The sequence below is a fragment of the Paraburkholderia unamae genome (assembly GCF_003268775.1).
Lineage (GTDB): Bacteria > Pseudomonadota > Gammaproteobacteria > Burkholderiales > Burkholderiaceae > Paraburkholderia > Paraburkholderia unamae.
Window position 1 is genome coordinate 274724 of record NZ_QLSU01000010.1, and the last position, 15344, is coordinate 290067.

Genomic DNA, 15344 nt, shown 5'->3' on the forward strand with positions numbered 1-15344 from the left:
TGCGGAATCCATGCCTTTCGGCCACGCGAGGCGCGCGCCGCTTCGTGTTCCTCCGCCAGGTACGTTTCTAGGCTTCTTCTTCCTCGATGCCGAACGGCTCGAGTGCGCCGCGCCCGGGGCGCACGAGCACCGGCTCCTCGCCCGTGAGGTCGATCACCGTGGACGGCTCGCACGGGCACGCCCCACCGTCGATCACGAGATCGACCTGCTTTTCGAGGCGCTCGCGAATCTCTTCGGGGTCGTTCAGCGGTTCGGTGTCGGGCGGCAGGATCAGCGTGGATGCGAGCAGCGGCTCGCCCAGTTCTTCGAGGATCGCCTGCGGGATCGCGTGCCCCGGCACGCGCAGCCCGATCGTCTTGCGCGACGGATGCGAGAGACGGCGCGGCACTTCCTTGGTCGCCACCAGCACGAACACGTACGGCCCCGGCGTCACCGACTTGATGAGCCGGTACTGGCGGTTGTCCACCATCGCGAAGTTCGCGAGTTCGGAAAGATCGCGCACCATCAGCGAGAGCAGCGCCTTCTCGTCGAGCCCGCGGATACGGCGCAGGCGCTCGGCCGCGTGCTTGTCGTCGATGCGCGCGGCGAGCGCATAGCTCGAATCGGTGGGCAGCGCGATCACGCCGCCATCGCGGATGATCTGCACCGCCTGCTTGACGAGGCGCGGCTGCGGATTCTCTGGGTGAAGCCGAAAAAACTGGGACATGGCAGTAATCAGCTCAACGGGTGGCGACGGGAAACTGCGGGACAGCACGGAACGCAGACGACTGCGAACTACACCGGGAATTGACGACAACCGCGGACGACAACCGCGGACTGCAACCACGCCGGACGGGACCGGCCCGTTCAGGCCGCCGGCCTTGCGTGGCCTACAGCCATCGCTCCCAGACGGGCTTGAGATCGGAAGGAAGCGGCGGCAACGTGCCCGGCTCGATCGAATCCGGGCCCGGCGCGTGGAAGTCCGAGCCGCGCGACGCCTCGAAGCCGAAGCGCCGTGCGACGGCAGCATACTCGCCGTACTGGTCCGGCGTGTGGCTGCCGGTCACGACTTCGATGGCCTTGCCGCCCAGATCGATGAATTCGCCGAAAAACGTGTCGAACTCGAGCTGGCTATAAGCATAGCGGCCCGGATGCGCGACGATCGCCTCGCCGCCCGCCGCCTTGATCCAGGAAACCGCGTCGGCAAGCTTCGCCCAGCGGTGCGAGACGTAGCCCGGCTTGCCTTCGCCGAGCCAGCGGGAAAATGCGTCCTGGATGTTCTGCGCGCGCCCGCTCTCCACGAGAAAGCGTGCGAAGTGCGTGCGCGAGATCAGGTCGGGATTCGAGACGTAACGCAGCGCCCCGGTGTAAGCGTCGGGAACGCCGAGTTCGCCAAGGCGCTCGCCGATGGCTTCCGCGCGGGCGGCGCGGCCGTTGCGCGTGCGCGCGAGCCCGTCGACCAGCGCGGCACACTCGGGGTCGACGTGCAGGCCGACGATGTGCACCGTGCGCGAAGCCCAGGTGACGGAAATCTCCACGCCGCTCAGATAGCGCATGCCGAGCGCTTCGGCCGCTTCGCGCGCCTCGCGCTGGCCGCCGAGCTCATCGTGATCGGTGAGCGCCCACAGCGTCACGCCGCCCGCCTTCGCCAGCTGCGCAACGGCAGCGGGGGCCAGTTGGCCATCGGAGACAGTGGAGTGGCAGTGGAGATCGGCGTTCATTGCGTGCAGGAAAAGGATGAATATCCATTTTACTGCAATGCAGTGAAGTCGTCGGGGTCACCCTTTGCGCGCGGCCACGAGGCGCTCAGGCGCAGAACGCCTCGATGAGGCGCGCGATCTCTTCGGGCTGGTCGTGATGCACCATGTGCCCCGCCCCGCTCACGATGCGCTCGCGCCAGTCGGGGAACACCTCGAAGCGCTTCTTGAATGCGTCGATGGACGACGCGGCCGCGAGACGCGCGAGCGTTTCGGAATCGGCCGCTTCCACGTGCAGCACCTTCGCGCGCACCTGCGACCAGATCGCCATCACCTCGTCGAGCTGATAGAGCAGCGGCCCGTGCACCTTGTGCGCCGGATCGCCGAGCAGCACGAAGCCGCCCTCGCCGTCCGGCTTCGACCAATGCTGCGCAAGAAACTGCGCGCGCGACTCGATCAGGCGCGGATTCGTCTTCACGAGCCGCGCGGCCACCGCGTCGAGCGAGGCATACGAGCGCAATTGCGGCGGCGTGCGCACGTCGTCGAGCCAGTCGCGCACGCGGCGCGGCGCCTGCGCGGGCGAGCTTGCCGGCAGCCCGAAGCCTTCCAGATCGACGACCCGGCGCACGCGCTCGGGCCGCACGCCCGCATAGAGGCAGACGATGTTCGCGCCGAGGCTGTGCCCGACGAGATCCACCTGGCCTTCGGGCGCGTAGTGCGCGAGCAGCGCGTCGAGATCGGCGAGATAGTCGGAGAACCAGTAGTTGCTGCCGCGCCCCTGCGCGACCGGCCACTCGGAGAGGCCGAAGCCGCGCAGGTCGGGGGCGATCACCTGCCAGTCGTCGCCCCGCTCGCAGAGCGCATCGACGACGAACTGGAACGACGCAGCCACGTCCATCCAGCCGTGCAGCATGAAGAGCGTGGGGGCGTCCTCGCGGCCCCAGCGGCGCACGTGCTGGCGGATGCCGTTGACTTCTACGAATTCGGATCGGGAGAGATTCATGGGCGTCGCCGCGAGAAAAGAATGATCGTTCGATTATATAGACGCCGCGTGGCGGCGGCGGGTCATTCGGTCGAGCCGTGCTCAGTTGACACCTTCGTTGACACCTTCGTCGCGACTTGTTCTGCCGCGTCCTGGGCCGCCAGCGTGCTGAGTTCGGCCTCGTCGAAGCCCGCCGAGCGGCGCGCCTCGAAGTTGAACGGCCCGCGCATGCGCGGCGCGTGATACTGCTCGGCAAGCGTGAGCCACGCCGCGTGCGGATCGAGGCCGCGCACTTCGCACAGATGGCGGAACCAGTGGTTGCCGATATGCACGTGCCCCACTTCGTCGCGCAGGATGATGTCGAGGATCGCCGCCGACTCGTCGTCGCCGGCCTGCTTCAGGCGCGTGCGAATGGGCGGCGCGGCGTCGAGCCCGCGCGCCTCCAGCACGCGCGGCACGAGCGCCATGCGCGCGAGCACGTCGGCGCTCGTGCGCTCGCACATCTCCCATAGACCGTTATGCGCCGGAAAATCGCCATAAGCGTGGCCGTAGTCGGCCAGGCGCTTGCGCAGCAGCGAAAAGTGGTAGGCCTCCTCGGCCGCGACCTTGAGCCAGTCGGCGTAGAAGGCGTCGGGCATGGCGGGGAAACGCCAGACCGCGTCGAGCGCCAGATTGATCGCGTTGAACTCGATGTGGGCCAGCGCGTGCAGCAGCACCACCCGGCCCTGCGGCGTGCTCATGGCGCGGCGCTTGAGTTCGCGCGGCTCGACGAGCGCGGGCTGCGCGGGGCGGCCCGGCAAGCCGTCCGGCGCCGCAATGACGCGCTGCGGGTCCCAGCGCGGCGCCGGGTCTTGCGCTTGTGCGTACAGCGCGCGCACCGCGTTGGCCTTGGCAAGCGGGTCGCGTTCGCGCAGTGCGTCGAGCGCGGCCTCGCGCCAGCTCACGGGTATGCCCGAGGCGTCGGACGGCTCGGATGCTGCGCCCGCTTGGGGCGCGTGGGATCCCTGGACGGCGGAGAAAACGGAATTCATCGGCAAAAGAAACGGGGAGCGAAAAACCATCGCACGAAGTCGTGCCAGGCGGACTATGCGCGCAACCGTTTACAATACGCGATTCACCTGCCTTGCGTCGCGCGCTTCGGTTGCGCCGCGCCACCAGACCGCGGCCGTCCCAAGGACCGCTGCAACGACCCAGCATGGGACCGAAGCCGGCGTTTTACGCTGACTCCGGCCAACATAGGAGACGCAATACCGTGGCCATCTACAAGCTTGGCGAAGCCGCACCCGTCATTCACGAAAGCGTGTTCGTCGCGGACAACGCGACCATCATCGGTCACGTCGCACTGGCTGAAGACGCGAGCGTCTGGTTCGGCGCCACGCTGCGCGGCGACAACGAACCGATCACCGTGGGCCCGCGCAGCAACGTCCAGGAAGGCTCGGTGCTGCACACCGACCCCGGCTACCCGCTCACGCTCGAAGCCAACGTGACGATCGGCCACCAGGCCATGCTGCACGGCTGCACCGTCAAGGAAGGCTCGCTCATCGGCATTCAGGCCGTGGTCTTGAATGGCGCGGTAATCGGCCGCAACTGTCTGGTTGGCGCGGGTGCGGTGGTCACGGAAGGCAAGGTGTTCCCCGACAACTCGCTGATTCTCGGCGCGCCGGCCAAGGTCGTGCGAGAACTGACCGAGGCCGATATCGCCGGCCTCAAGCGCAACGCGGATGTCTACACGAAGCGCCGCGAATATTTCAAGGCGCAGCTCGTGCGCATCGGCTGAGGGCGGCATGCTCCGGCCGTGCGCGGCGCGGGCCGCGCCGCCCCGATTGAAAAGAAGGAAAAGATTGTGAACGACCAGTTGCAGAAATTCATGTTCAGCGCCGCCCCGGTGCGCGGTGAGATCGTCACGCTCGGCAGCGCATGGCAGGAAGTGCTCACGCGCCGCCAGTATCCGGCGCCCGTGCGCACCGTGCTCGGCGAAATGATGGCGGCGTGCGCGCTGCTCTCGGCGAACCTCAAGTTCGACGGCACGCTGATCATGCAGATCTTCGGCGACGGCCCCGTGAAGATGCTGGTCGTGCAATGCGGCTCGGATCTGACGATGCGCGCGACCGCGCGTCTCGGCGAGGATTTCACCGGCGAAAACGCCCTGCCGCTCGCGGACAACCTCACGTTCGCCGACCTCGTGAACCCCGACGGCCAGGGCCGCTGCGTGATCACGCTCGACCCCGCGAACAAGCAGCCGGGCCAGCAGCCTTACCAGGGCATCGTGCCGCTGAACGGTGAAGACGGCCCGCTCAAGTCGATCGCCGCGGTGCTCGAGCACTACATGCACCACTCGGAGCAGCTCGACACGCGCCTGTGGCTCGCCGCCAACGACGAACGCGCCGTCGGCATGCTGTTGCAGAAGCTGCCGGGCGACGGCGGCATCGTGCCGCACCAGGGTGAGCACGACCTCGACACGTGGGAGCGCGTCTGCACGCTCGGCGGCACGCTCACGCGCGAGGAAATGCTCGAGCAGGACAGCGAGACGCTGTTCCGCCGCCTCTTCTGGCAGGAAAACGTGCGCCACTTCGAGCCGCTCGCACCGCGCTTCCAGTGCTCGTGCTCGCGCGAGAAAGTGGGCGCGATGCTCAAGATGCTGGGCCGCGAGGAAGTCGATGGCGTGATCGAAGAACGCGGTCATGTCGAGATTCACTGCGACTACTGCAACCAGCGCTATGAGTTCGACCCCGTGGACGTCGCGCAACTTTTTGCGCTGCCGGGACTCTCAGAAGGCGTCAGCCCGGCTGCGGAACGCCGTCACTGAGCGGCGAAAGCCCCACGCGGATCAACGGGGGCTCGCGCCGCCGCCCTTGCGCGGCGGCGCGGCGATAAGCTCCGGGAATCGAGCCGAATCGCAGACCGGCTTGCATCTCATATTGCTTAGGCGTCCGATAGATGGAGAGAAGCATGATCAAGAACAAACGCTTCGCCCGCCCCCCGCACGCACCGCGCATGGCGGCCGTATTGGTTCTGGCCGCGCTTGGCGCGGGCGTCGCGTTGACGAGTGGCTGCACGCTGGACCCGCCGGGACCGTCGCCGATCTACAGCCGCTTGCCCGCCAACCAGGCGGACGCGCTACAGAACGCGCCGGTGCTCACGCCGGACGAGCGTCAGCGCTACGACGCCATCGACCGCCAGGCGCTCGCCGAGTCCAACCAGGCCGCCGCGGCCGATGCCGCCGCGCAGGCCTGGTCGCGCGCTTATGCGCCGCCCGTGACCGTCTTTGGCAGCTACTACAGCGGCGGGGGTGGCTGGGGAGGCGGCTGGGGCACCGGCATCGGTTACGGCTATCCGGGCTGGGGCTGGTAAGCGCGAGCGAACACGTGCAAGCGCGTGTAAGCGCGCAAACGAAAAAAGGCGCGGCATCGAGCCGCGCCTTTTGCTTGACGGTGCACCCACGGCACACCGCTTACCCAACTTATCCCGCTTTCTTCGCTTCCTTCCCGTGGCCGTGCCGTTTCTCCGGCACGCGCGAGACGGGGTTCGGCACCACCTTCACAGGCGCGGCCGACATCTGCCCGCGCGTCGAGGTATTCGACGAACCGTTGGGCGTAGCCGGCGGCGTCTGGTTCGGCGAGACGAACTGCACGAACACCTCGCCGTCCTTCACCATGCCCATCTCGTAGCGCGCGCGCTCCTCGACGGCCGACGTGCCGTTCTGCAAATCCTGCACTTCGCCCGCAATGCGTTCGTTGCGCAGTTTCTCGTCGTCGTTCTGCTTTTGCTGCTGCGCGAGCTGCTGCTGAAGTTCGTGCACGCGCAACCAGCCACCATGGCCCCACCAGAGCGGATACTGAATCAGCACGAGCAGGATGATCAGGACGACAGTGACAAGCCGCATGAAAGGCGCCGGATAAATACACGCCGCCCTGCGCTATACGCAGGGCGGCGGAAGGAGATGACGAAAAAGGACAGCAAGGCTTGCTGCCGGTGTCGGGTCCGCTTAACGCAGGTTATAGAACGCCGACTTGCCCGGATAGCTGGCGATATCACCGAGATCTTCCTCGATGCGCAGCAGCTGGTTGTACTTCGAGATACGGTCGCTGCGCGAGAGCGAACCGGTCTTGATCTGACCGGCGTTCAGGCCCACGGCGATGTCGGCGATCGTCGAGTCTTCGGTTTCGCCCGAGCGGTGCGAGATCACAGCCGTGTAACCGGCGCGCTTGGCCATTTCGATGGCTGCGAAGGTTTCCGTCAGCGTGCCGATCTGGTTGATCTTGATAAGGATCGAGTTGGCGATGCCCTTCTCGATGCCTTCCTTCAGGATGCGCGTGTTGGTCACGAACAGGTCGTCGCCCACGAGCTGGACCTTCTTGCCGAGCTTGTCGGTGAGCGTCTTCCAGCCGGCCCAGTCGCTTTCGTGCATGCCGTCTTCGATCGACACGATCGGGAACTTGTCGGCGAGGTTCGCCAGGTAGTCCGCGAACTCCGTCGACGACAGTTGCAGGCCTTCGCCCGCGAGCTGGTACTTGCCGTCGTGGTAGAACTCGCTCGCTGCGCAGTCGAGCGCGAGCAGCACGTCTTCACCGGCGCGGTAGCCCGCCTTTTCGATGGCTTGCAGGATGGTCGAGAGGCATTCGTCGTTGCTGCCGAAGTTCGGTGCGAAGCCGCCTTCGTCGCCCACTGCCGTGCTCATGCCGCGATCCGAGAGGATCTTCTTGAGCGCGTGGAACACTTCCGCGCCGCAACGCAGCGCTTCACGGAAGGTCGGCTGGCTCACCGGCACGATCATGAATTCCTGGATGTCCAGGCTGTTGTTCGCGTGTGCGCCGCCGTTGACGATGTTCATCATCGGGACCGGCAGTTGCATCGCGCCCGAGCCGCCGAAATAGCGGTACAGCGGCAGGCCGGCTTCTTCAGCGGCGGCCTTCGCGACGGCCATCGAAACCGCCAGCATCGCATTCGCGCCAAGGCGCGACTTGTTGTCGGTGCCGTCGAGTTCGAGCAGGGTCTTGTCGAGGAAAGCCTGTTCCGAAGCGTCGAGGCCCATGATCGCCTCGGAGATTTCGGTGTTGATGTGTTCGACGGCCTTCAGCACGCCCTTGCCGTTGTAGCGGCCGGCTTCGCCGTCGCGCAGCTCGATCGCTTCACGCGAGCCCGTCGAGGCGCCCGACGGCACCGCTGCGCGGCCCATCGTGCCCGATTCGAGCAGCACGTCGCATTCGACGGTGGGATTGCCGCGCGAATCCAGAATCTCGCGACCGATGATATCTACGATTGCACTCATGGTTTCCTCAGGAAATGACAGTAATTCTTGCGCGACCGGCGTCGCCTGCTGCACTGGCCCGCGAGGCATGGTTTCCATGCTCGTTCGGGGCACACCGTCACATGGGACAGGCGGCGCGGTCGTCGGGTTCAACCTGGCGCAACGCAACGGTCATGTTCGCATGACCGATGCGCTGACACGCTGCCTTGTACATCGCGCGCGGCTCGCGAAGCCCGTTGCGTACAGCATGATGCCGTTTCATGACATCCGCTGCCCGCCAGACCCTGCGCCGCGCTGCTCCTCCATCGCGCCGCTCATGCAATCGAAGCGGCGCGCACTGCGTACTCAACAACACTGCGCGAAACCGCGCCAGACTACGGCTGAAACTGCGTGCGATCAGTTGAAATCGCTCTCGAGGAACGGCGAGCGCTTGACCGCCTGGTCAAGCGTCACGAGCGTTTCGAGCAGGTCGGCCATGCGGTTCAACGGCACGGCGTTCGGGCCGTCGGACTTCGCCTCGGCCGGGTTCGGGTGCGTTTCCATGAACAGACCCGCCACGCCCGTGGCCACGGCCGCGCGCGCGAGCACCGGCACGAATTCGCGCTGGCCGCCCGAGCTCGTGCCCTGCCCGCCCGGCAACTGCACCGAGTGGGTCGCATCGAACACGACCGGCGCACCCGTCTCGCGCATGATAGCGAGCGAACGCATGTCCGAGACGAGGTTGTTGTAACCGAACGAAACACCGCGCTCGCACGCCATGAAGCGGTCTTCCGAGAGACCCGCCTCACGCGCCGCGTCGCGCGCCTTGTCGATCACGTTCTTCATGTCGTGCGGCGCGAGGAACTGGCCTTTCTTGATGTTGACCGGCTTGCCCGAGCGCGCGCACGCGTGGATGAAGTCGGTCTGACGGCACAGGAACGCGGGCGTTTGCAGCACGTCCACGACCGACGCCACGGGCCCGATTTCCGCTTCCGAGTGCACGTCGGTCAGCACGGGCAGGCCGAGCTGACGCTTCACTTCGGAGAGGATGCGCAGGCCCTCGTCCATCCCGAGGCCGCGAAACGACTTGCCGCTCGAACGATTGGCCTTGTCGTAGGACGACTTGTAGATGAACGGGATGCCGAGCTTCGACGTGATTTCCTTCAGGCGGCCCGCCGTGTCGATCGTCATCTGCTCCGATTCGACGACACAGGTGCCCGCGATCAGGAAGAACGGCTTGTCGAGACCGACCTCGAAACCGCACAGATTCATGCTTTCTCCTCAGCGTGCGCCTGCTGGTGCGCAACCGCCGCTTCGACGTATGCCTTGAACAGCGGGTGGCCGTCACGCGGCGTGGACGTGAATTCCGGGTGGAACTGCACGCCGACGAACCACGGGTGCATGTCGCGCGGCAATTCCATCATTTCCGGCAGGTCCTCGGTCGGGGTACGGGCGCTGATGATAAGGCCGCCCGCTTCGAGCTTGGGCACGTAGCCGTTATTGACTTCATAACGGTGACGGTGACGCTCGTTCACGTCCTTGCCATAAATTTCCGCCGCCATCGTGCCGGGCTTGATCGGGCAGCGCTGCGAACCGAGGCGCATCGTGCCGCCGAGGTCCGAGTTTTCGGTGCGCTTTTCGACCTTGCCTTCGCGGTCGGCCCATTCGGTGATGAGCGCCACCACGCGATCCGGCGTGTCCGGGTCGAATTCCGTGCTGTTCGCGTGCTTCAGGCCCACCACGTCGCGCGCGAATTCGATCACGGCGAGCTGCATGCCGAGGCAGATGCCGAGATACGGCACCTTCGCTTCGCGAGCGTATTGAATCGCCTTGATCTTGCCTTCGGTGCCGCGACGGCCAAAACCGCCCGGCACGAGAATCGCGTCGAGATGCTTGAGGCTCTCGACACCTTCTTCGTCGATCTGCTCGGAGTCGATGTACTCGATGTTCACCTTCGTCGAGGTCTTGATCGACGCATGGCGCAGCGCTTCGATGAGCGACTTGTACGATTCGGTCAGATCGACGTACTTGCCGACCATACCGATCGTGACTTCGTGCTTCGGGTGCTCGAGCTTCTCGACCATCTCCGCCCACACCGACAGATCGGCGGGCTTGGCGGAGAGCTTCAGCTCGTCGCAGACGATCGAGTCGAGACCCTGGTCGTGCAGCATCTGCGGAATCTTGTAGATGCTGTCGGCGTCCCACACCGAGATCACGGCGTCTTCGGGCACGTTCGAGAACATCGAGATCTTCGAGCGCTCGTCGTCGGGAATGCGGCGGTCGGCGCGGCACAGCAGCACGTTCGGATAGATACCGATTTCGCGCAGCTTCTGCACGCTGTGCTGCGTGGGCTTGGTCTTGAGCTCGCCTGCGGTGGCGATGAACGGCACGAGCGTGAGGTGCACGAAGCACGCGCTGTTGCGGCCAAGGCGCAGGCTCATCTGACGCGCGGCTTCGAGGAACGGCAGCGATTCGATGTCGCCCACCGTGCCGCCGACTTCAACGATCGCGACATCGGGCTCACCGCACGTCGCCGATGCGGCGCCGCGCTCGATGAACGCCTGGATCTCGTTCGTGATGTGCGGAATGACCTGCACGGTCTTGCCCAGATAGTCGCCGCGGCGTTCCTTGCGGATCACCGATTCGTAAATCTGGCCCGTGGTGAAGTTGTTGGCCTTGCGCATCTTCGTCGAGATGAAGCGCTCATAGTGGCCGAGGTCGAGGTCGGTTTCCGCTCCGTCTTCCGTTACGAACACTTCGCCGTGCTGAAACGGGCTCATCGTGCCGGGGTCGACGTTGATGTAAGGATCGAGCTTGAGGAGGGTGACTTTCAGACCGCGCGATTCGAGGATCGCGGCGAGGGAGGCGGCGGCAATACCCTTGCCAAGGGAAGAAACTACGCCGCCGGTGACGAAAACATATTTGGTCATCGCTGGATGCTCGCGGGAAAAACGGATTATACCGTAAAGCAAGGGCTAACCCTGAATTTTGAACGAGCCGGATGCGATGTGTCCCGGCCCTCCCCGTGCGGAGCGCGACGGCATGCGGGCGACCGCTCAGGCGCCGTTTTCCATGGTGTACAGCATGCGCTGCACGGCGCGCGCCGTTTGAATGGGACGCTCCATCGGATACAGGTGGCTGCCCTCGATCCACTCAAAGCGCTCGCCCGCGATGCGCCGCGTCGCCGCGAGGCCGACCTGGCGAACTTCGCGCGATTCGGTGCCCGCCAGAAAGCTCACCGGCACCGGGGAGCCGTGCACGAGCCGCGCGCCGAGCGTGTGCGGCAGCGTGCGGTAAATCATGTACTCGGTATGGCGGTCGAAGGCGAGCGTGCGGGCGCCGTCGATCGAAGTCTGAGGAATGCCGAAGTCGATGTAGTCCGAGAGCACGCGCTCGTCCCAGCGCGCGAACGCGGGCTTCGAGTGGAAGTGGCGCCACGCCTCGTCGCGGTTTGCCCAGTTCGTGCGGCGCGTGCGCGTGGCGGCGGCGGGCGAGATGCGCTCGTCGAGACCGGTCCACTGCGACACCCGCAGCATGCCGCTGCGCCAGCCCGCGATCACAGGCGAGTCGAGCATCACCACGCCCCTCACCCAGTGCGGCCTCTTGAGCGCGGCCATCAGCGAGAGATAGCCGCCGAGCGAATGGCCGACGAGCCACACCGGATCTTCATACGTGCGGCCGATGTCGTCGATCAGCTGCTCGACGAGATGCGTCCAGTCGCGGGTGACGGGATAACGCGCGTCGTGGCCGATACGCTCGATGTAGCGCAATTCATAGTTGTCGCCCAGCTCGGCGAAGAACGTGCGATACGTCGAAGCCGGAAAGCCGTTCGCATGCGAAAAATGGATGACGTTTTTCAAGGGCGCGTTGTCTCTGGATGGTCGATTTATGTCGTTGCCGTTGTTATGGGTACGGCTTTGCATCGTCCCGGCGCGCTAGTTCTGCTCCGGCGGGTCCATCCAGTAGCGCCGCGCCGTGTCGCGAAAGCGCTCGATGGCGAGGGCGCCGGGACGCGCCTCGATGCGCGCCGCGCCGTCGGCGTCGCTGCGCGCGAGCACGATATGGCGTGCCGCGTAGCGCGCGTAGACACCCGGATGCGGGTGATGAAAGCGATTCAGGTAGCCTACCTGAAATATCGCGACGAGCGGCCAGACAGAGTCGAGGAACGGTTCAGTCGACGAGGTGCGGCTGCCGTGGTGCGGCACGACCAGCACCTGTGCGCGCAGTTGCGCGGGTTCGCGCGCGACGAGCGTGCGCTCGACGCCCGCTTCGATGTCGGCGGCGATCAGGGCCGATACCGGCTCCTGCCCTGCCCGCGCCGCCGTCGAGACGCGCAGCACGCAGCAATGGGCGTTCGGCTTTCCCGCGAGCGGCCCCGGATCAGGCCATAGCACCTCGAAATCGACGCCGTCCCACTGCCAGCGCTGCCCCGCCGCGCATTGCACCGTCTGCGCGCCCTTCTCGCGCGCGCTCGCCCATAGCGGGTGCGCAGGCAGGATGCCCGCAACGAACTGACCGACGCCGATCGAATCGAGCACGGCCTGTGCGCCGCCCGAATGATCGGAATCGTCGTGGCTGATCATCAGCGCGTCGAGGCGCGTTACGCCGTGCGCCTGCAAATAGGGCACGACGATGCGCTCGCCCGCCTGCGTCGACTCGGGGCCGGGGCCGGCGTCGAACAACAAGCTATGGCGCGCCGTCTCGACCAGCACCGAGGTGCCCTGCCCGATGTCGAGCGCCGTGAGCCGGAACGCGCCCGGCGGCGCTCCCGTGGGCGCGGGCACGAGCAGCGGCAGCCAGGTGAACGGAGCGAGCCAGCGCAGCGGCCAGCCGCGCGGTGCGAGACACCACGCGACGCCCACGGCCGCGCAGGCGAGTTGCCACGCGCCCGGTTGCGGCAAGCGCAAAACAGCCCATGGCACGCCTTCGAGCACGCCTAGCACCACTGCAAGCCAGTCGAGGCACGTATGCGCCGCGCGCAGGGCGAGCGCGTCCAAGGGCGCGGGCAATGCCGCGCTCCCGATGACCATCGGCGTGACGAGCATGCTCACCCAGGGAATCGCGAACGCGTTGGCCACGGGGCCAATCAGCGGGATTTGCGCGAACCAGTACGCGGTGAGCGGCGCGAGCGCCAGCGTGACGGCCCATTGCACGCGGGCGCTGTCGCCGGCGCGCGAAGCGAAACGTTGCGCCGCCCTGCGCCATCCACCGCGCGGCACGGCGGCAACGGCGAAGCGCCGTGCCCCGCCGGTACGCGCCCCTGGCTGCGGCTCGTCCCGATCGCGCATCGGGTCGATTTCGTCCGGCGAAAGATCCTGCGGCGCGTCCCGGCGCAGGCGCGGCACGCCGGTCGCCGCAAAAAGGATGGCCGCGACGGCGCAAAAAGAGAGCCAGAAGCCGGCCGCCGTCACGGCCCACGGATCGCGCAGCAGCACGAGGCCGAGCGCCCAGCCGAGCACGTGCGAGCGCGCCACCTCGCGGCCCGTAAAGAGTGCGAGCGCCACGACCGCGAGCATCCAGAGCGCACGCTGCACCGGCACGTTGAAGCCGGCAAGCGCCGCATAAACGGCCGCCGCGAGCAGCGCGCCCGCCACGGCGACTTTCTGTGCGGGCACGACGAGCGGCGCCTCGACACCCCGCCAGCGCGCGCGCCGCCAGAGCGCGCCTGCGATCCAGCCTGCCAGTCCCGCGACGAACGCAAGATGCAGCCCCGAAATCGCCACCAGATGGCTCGTGCCGGTATTGCGCATGAGGCGCCAGTCCGCGTCGCTGACCGAGTCCTGCGCGCCGGTTGCGAGCGCGATGACGATGCCGCGATGCGGCGCGTCGCCGAGTACCGCAACGATGCGCTCCCGCAGTGCGGCGCGAGCGCGCTCGATGCGCACGCCCACGCCGTCAGCATCGACGGGAAGACGCCTTGCATGCGCCGGATCGCTCACGTAGCCCGTGGCGCGCACGCCGCGCGCGAGCCACGCGGCTTCCGCGTCGCGCAGGCCGAAATTGCCATTGCCGTGCGGGCGTTTGAGGCGCACCGCAAGACGCCAGCGTGCGCCGGGCACGAGCGGCGGCAGCGGCGTCTCGCGGGCCACCCAGGACAACTGGATCAAATGCGGCAGCCGCGTGGCGGCCGTCGAAGCTTCACGCCCGCCCCAGGATTCAACACGAAAGAGAAAGCTCGCCCCGTTCGCGCCGTACGAAGGCAGGCTGGAGATATAGCCGCTGACGTCGAGATCACGGGTCTGCCAGGCAGCGGGAAGCCCATCGGCAAGCCGCAGTTCGGCGCGCCACGCGGCGTAGCCGAATCCCACGCAGCTTGCCGCCAGCCACACCGACGCCCAACCGCTCGCAATGCGCCGGCGCCGCGCGATACCGAAGCCAGGTGATTGCTCGGCCGCATCGAGCACTGCGTCCAACGGCGTTGCGCCGCCGAGCGCCCAGACGGCCAACCCGGCGGCCAGCGCGGCCACCAGAATGAGACCAAGCCACGCGCCCCACCCCGGCAATGCCGCCTGGCGCTGCAACAGGATCACGCCCAGCGCAAAACCGCACCACATCGCCCGCATCGCGCCTCCCTGCAACGAGGGGGCGAAAGGCGTCAGTCACGCCACGCGGCACGCTTGCCGCGCACACCACCCAGGCAACGATTATGCAGACGAAAGCGCGAGCCGCGGCAGCGCGGCCGCCGCGTTAGCCGTTGTGCCAAGGGCAAGCGCCTCGGCGCTCAAGCCCCGCAAGCCCGCGAGCACGGCGCCGATGCGCGGCACCTGGTCGGGCGTGTTGCGCTCGCGGTAGCGCCATGAAGGCGCGATATCGGGCGCGTCGGTTTCCATGACGATCGCGTCGAGCGGCAATTGCTCCGCGAGCCTGCGGATCTGCAAGGCACGCTCGAACGTGACATTGCCGCCGAAGCCCAGATGCATGCCGTGGTCGATGAACGCGCGCGCCTGCTGGAAACTGCCGTTGAACGCATGCGCAATGCCGGTCGTCACGCCGTTGCGGCGCAAGCCCTTGAGCACCTGGTCCTGCGACTTGCGCACATGGCAGATCGCCGGCAAGCCGAACTCGCGCGCAAGGCGCAACTGCGCGTCATAGAAGTGCTGCTGGCGCGCTTCGTCGAGGCCCGGCACGAAGTAGTCGAGCCCGATCTCGCCGATGCCGACAAAACGCGGATCGTCGAGACTCGCCTCGATCTCGCGGCGCAAGGCGTCGAGGTCTTCGTCGCGCGCCTGCGGCGTGTAGAGCGGATGGATGCCGAGCGCGTAGACGGCGCCTTCGGTGCGATGCGCGAGCGCACGCACCGTCGCGAAGTTCTCGCGCGCCACCGCCGGAATCACGATGCGCGACACGCCCGCCGCGCGCGCGGACTGCGCGACCGCGTCGCGGTCGGCGTCGAATTCGGCGGCGTCGAGATGGCAGTGTGTGTCGATCCACATGGCGGGGCTCGTTTAACGACTCAGCA

At 66.8% G+C, this 15344-nt stretch carries 14 protein-coding genes; 3 read left to right on the plus strand and 11 right to left on the minus strand.

Features of this window, described 5'->3' with window-relative positions; translation table 11 throughout:
- Window positions 1–67: 67 nt before the first annotated feature.
- The 4 genes from C7401_RS18795 to C7401_RS18810 form a co-directional block, all read right to left on the minus strand.
- Window positions 68–706: an L-threonylcarbamoyladenylate synthase gene (locus C7401_RS18795; protein ID WP_112172889.1), complete on the minus strand. Its 639-nt coding sequence runs from the start codon at window positions 704–706 to the stop codon at window positions 68–70.
- A gap of 163 nt (window positions 707–869) precedes the next feature.
- The gene (locus C7401_RS18800) at window positions 870–1700 is read right to left on the minus strand and encodes a 3',5'-nucleoside bisphosphate phosphatase (protein WP_112172890.1); all 831 of its coding nucleotides are present in this window, start codon (window positions 1698–1700) and stop codon (window positions 870–872) included.
- An 85-nt stretch (window positions 1701–1785) separates the two neighbouring features.
- Window positions 1786–2679 carry an alpha/beta fold hydrolase gene (locus tag C7401_RS18805; protein ID WP_112172891.1) on the minus strand — a complete coding sequence of 298 codons (894 nt, stop codon included), beginning with the start codon at window positions 2677–2679 and terminating at the stop codon, window positions 1786–1788.
- A gap of 62 nt (window positions 2680–2741) precedes the next feature.
- Window positions 2742–3689: a ferritin-like domain-containing protein gene (locus C7401_RS18810; RefSeq protein WP_112172939.1), complete on the minus strand. Its 948-nt coding sequence runs from the start codon at window positions 3687–3689 to the stop codon at window positions 2742–2744.
- A gap of 221 nt (window positions 3690–3910) precedes the next feature.
- On the opposite strand from C7401_RS18810, the gene C7401_RS18815 reads away from it, so the two are divergent.
- From C7401_RS18815 to C7401_RS18825, 3 genes are all read left to right on the plus strand, one after another.
- Entirely contained in the window at window positions 3911–4435 is a 525-nt protein-coding gene (locus tag C7401_RS18815) for a gamma carbonic anhydrase family protein (protein ID WP_112172892.1), read from the plus strand.
- A gap of 66 nt (window positions 4436–4501) precedes the next feature.
- On the plus strand, window positions 4502–5464 hold the full coding sequence (hslO, locus tag C7401_RS18820; RefSeq protein WP_112172940.1) for an Hsp33 family molecular chaperone HslO: 963 nt from the start codon (window positions 4502–4504) through the stop codon (window positions 5462–5464).
- A gap of 143 nt (window positions 5465–5607) precedes the next feature.
- Window positions 5608–6009, plus strand: coding sequence for a hypothetical protein (locus C7401_RS18825; RefSeq protein ID WP_373864443.1), 402 nt, complete (start codon window positions 5608–5610; stop codon window positions 6007–6009).
- Between the two features lie 109 nt (window positions 6010–6118).
- On the opposite strand, the gene ftsB is transcribed toward C7401_RS18825, so the two are convergent.
- The 7 genes from ftsB to C7401_RS18860 form a co-directional block, all read right to left on the minus strand.
- Window positions 6119–6541 (minus strand): cell division protein FtsB, encoded by a 423-nt coding sequence (gene ftsB, locus C7401_RS18830; protein WP_112172893.1) that lies wholly within the window; start codon window positions 6539–6541, stop codon window positions 6119–6121.
- Between the two features lie 102 nt (window positions 6542–6643).
- Window positions 6644–7927, minus strand: coding sequence for a phosphopyruvate hydratase (gene eno, locus C7401_RS18835; protein WP_064268981.1), 1284 nt, complete (start codon window positions 7925–7927; stop codon window positions 6644–6646).
- A gap of 375 nt (window positions 7928–8302) precedes the next feature.
- Window positions 8303–9157, minus strand: a complete 855-nt coding sequence (kdsA, locus tag C7401_RS18840) for a 3-deoxy-8-phosphooctulonate synthase (RefSeq protein ID WP_112172894.1) — start codon at window positions 9155–9157, stop codon at window positions 8303–8305.
- Window positions 9154–10815: a CTP synthase gene (pyrG, locus tag C7401_RS18845; protein WP_112172895.1), complete on the minus strand. Its 1662-nt coding sequence runs from the start codon at window positions 10813–10815 to the stop codon at window positions 9154–9156. The genes kdsA and pyrG overlap by 4 nt, the downstream gene beginning before the upstream one ends.
- 126 nt (window positions 10816–10941) lie before the next feature.
- Entirely contained in the window at window positions 10942–11745 is an 804-nt protein-coding gene (locus tag C7401_RS18850; RefSeq protein WP_112172896.1) for an alpha/beta fold hydrolase, read from the minus strand.
- Window positions 11746–11820: 75 nt separating this feature from the next.
- Complete coding sequence (locus C7401_RS18855) at window positions 11821–14448, minus strand: ComEC/Rec2 family competence protein (protein WP_112172897.1); 2628 nt, start codon at window positions 14446–14448, stop codon at window positions 11821–11823.
- A gap of 81 nt (window positions 14449–14529) precedes the next feature.
- Window positions 14530–15318, minus strand: coding sequence for a TatD family hydrolase (locus C7401_RS18860; protein WP_112172898.1), 789 nt, complete (start codon window positions 15316–15318; stop codon window positions 14530–14532).
- Window positions 15319–15344: the final 26 nt, after the last annotated feature.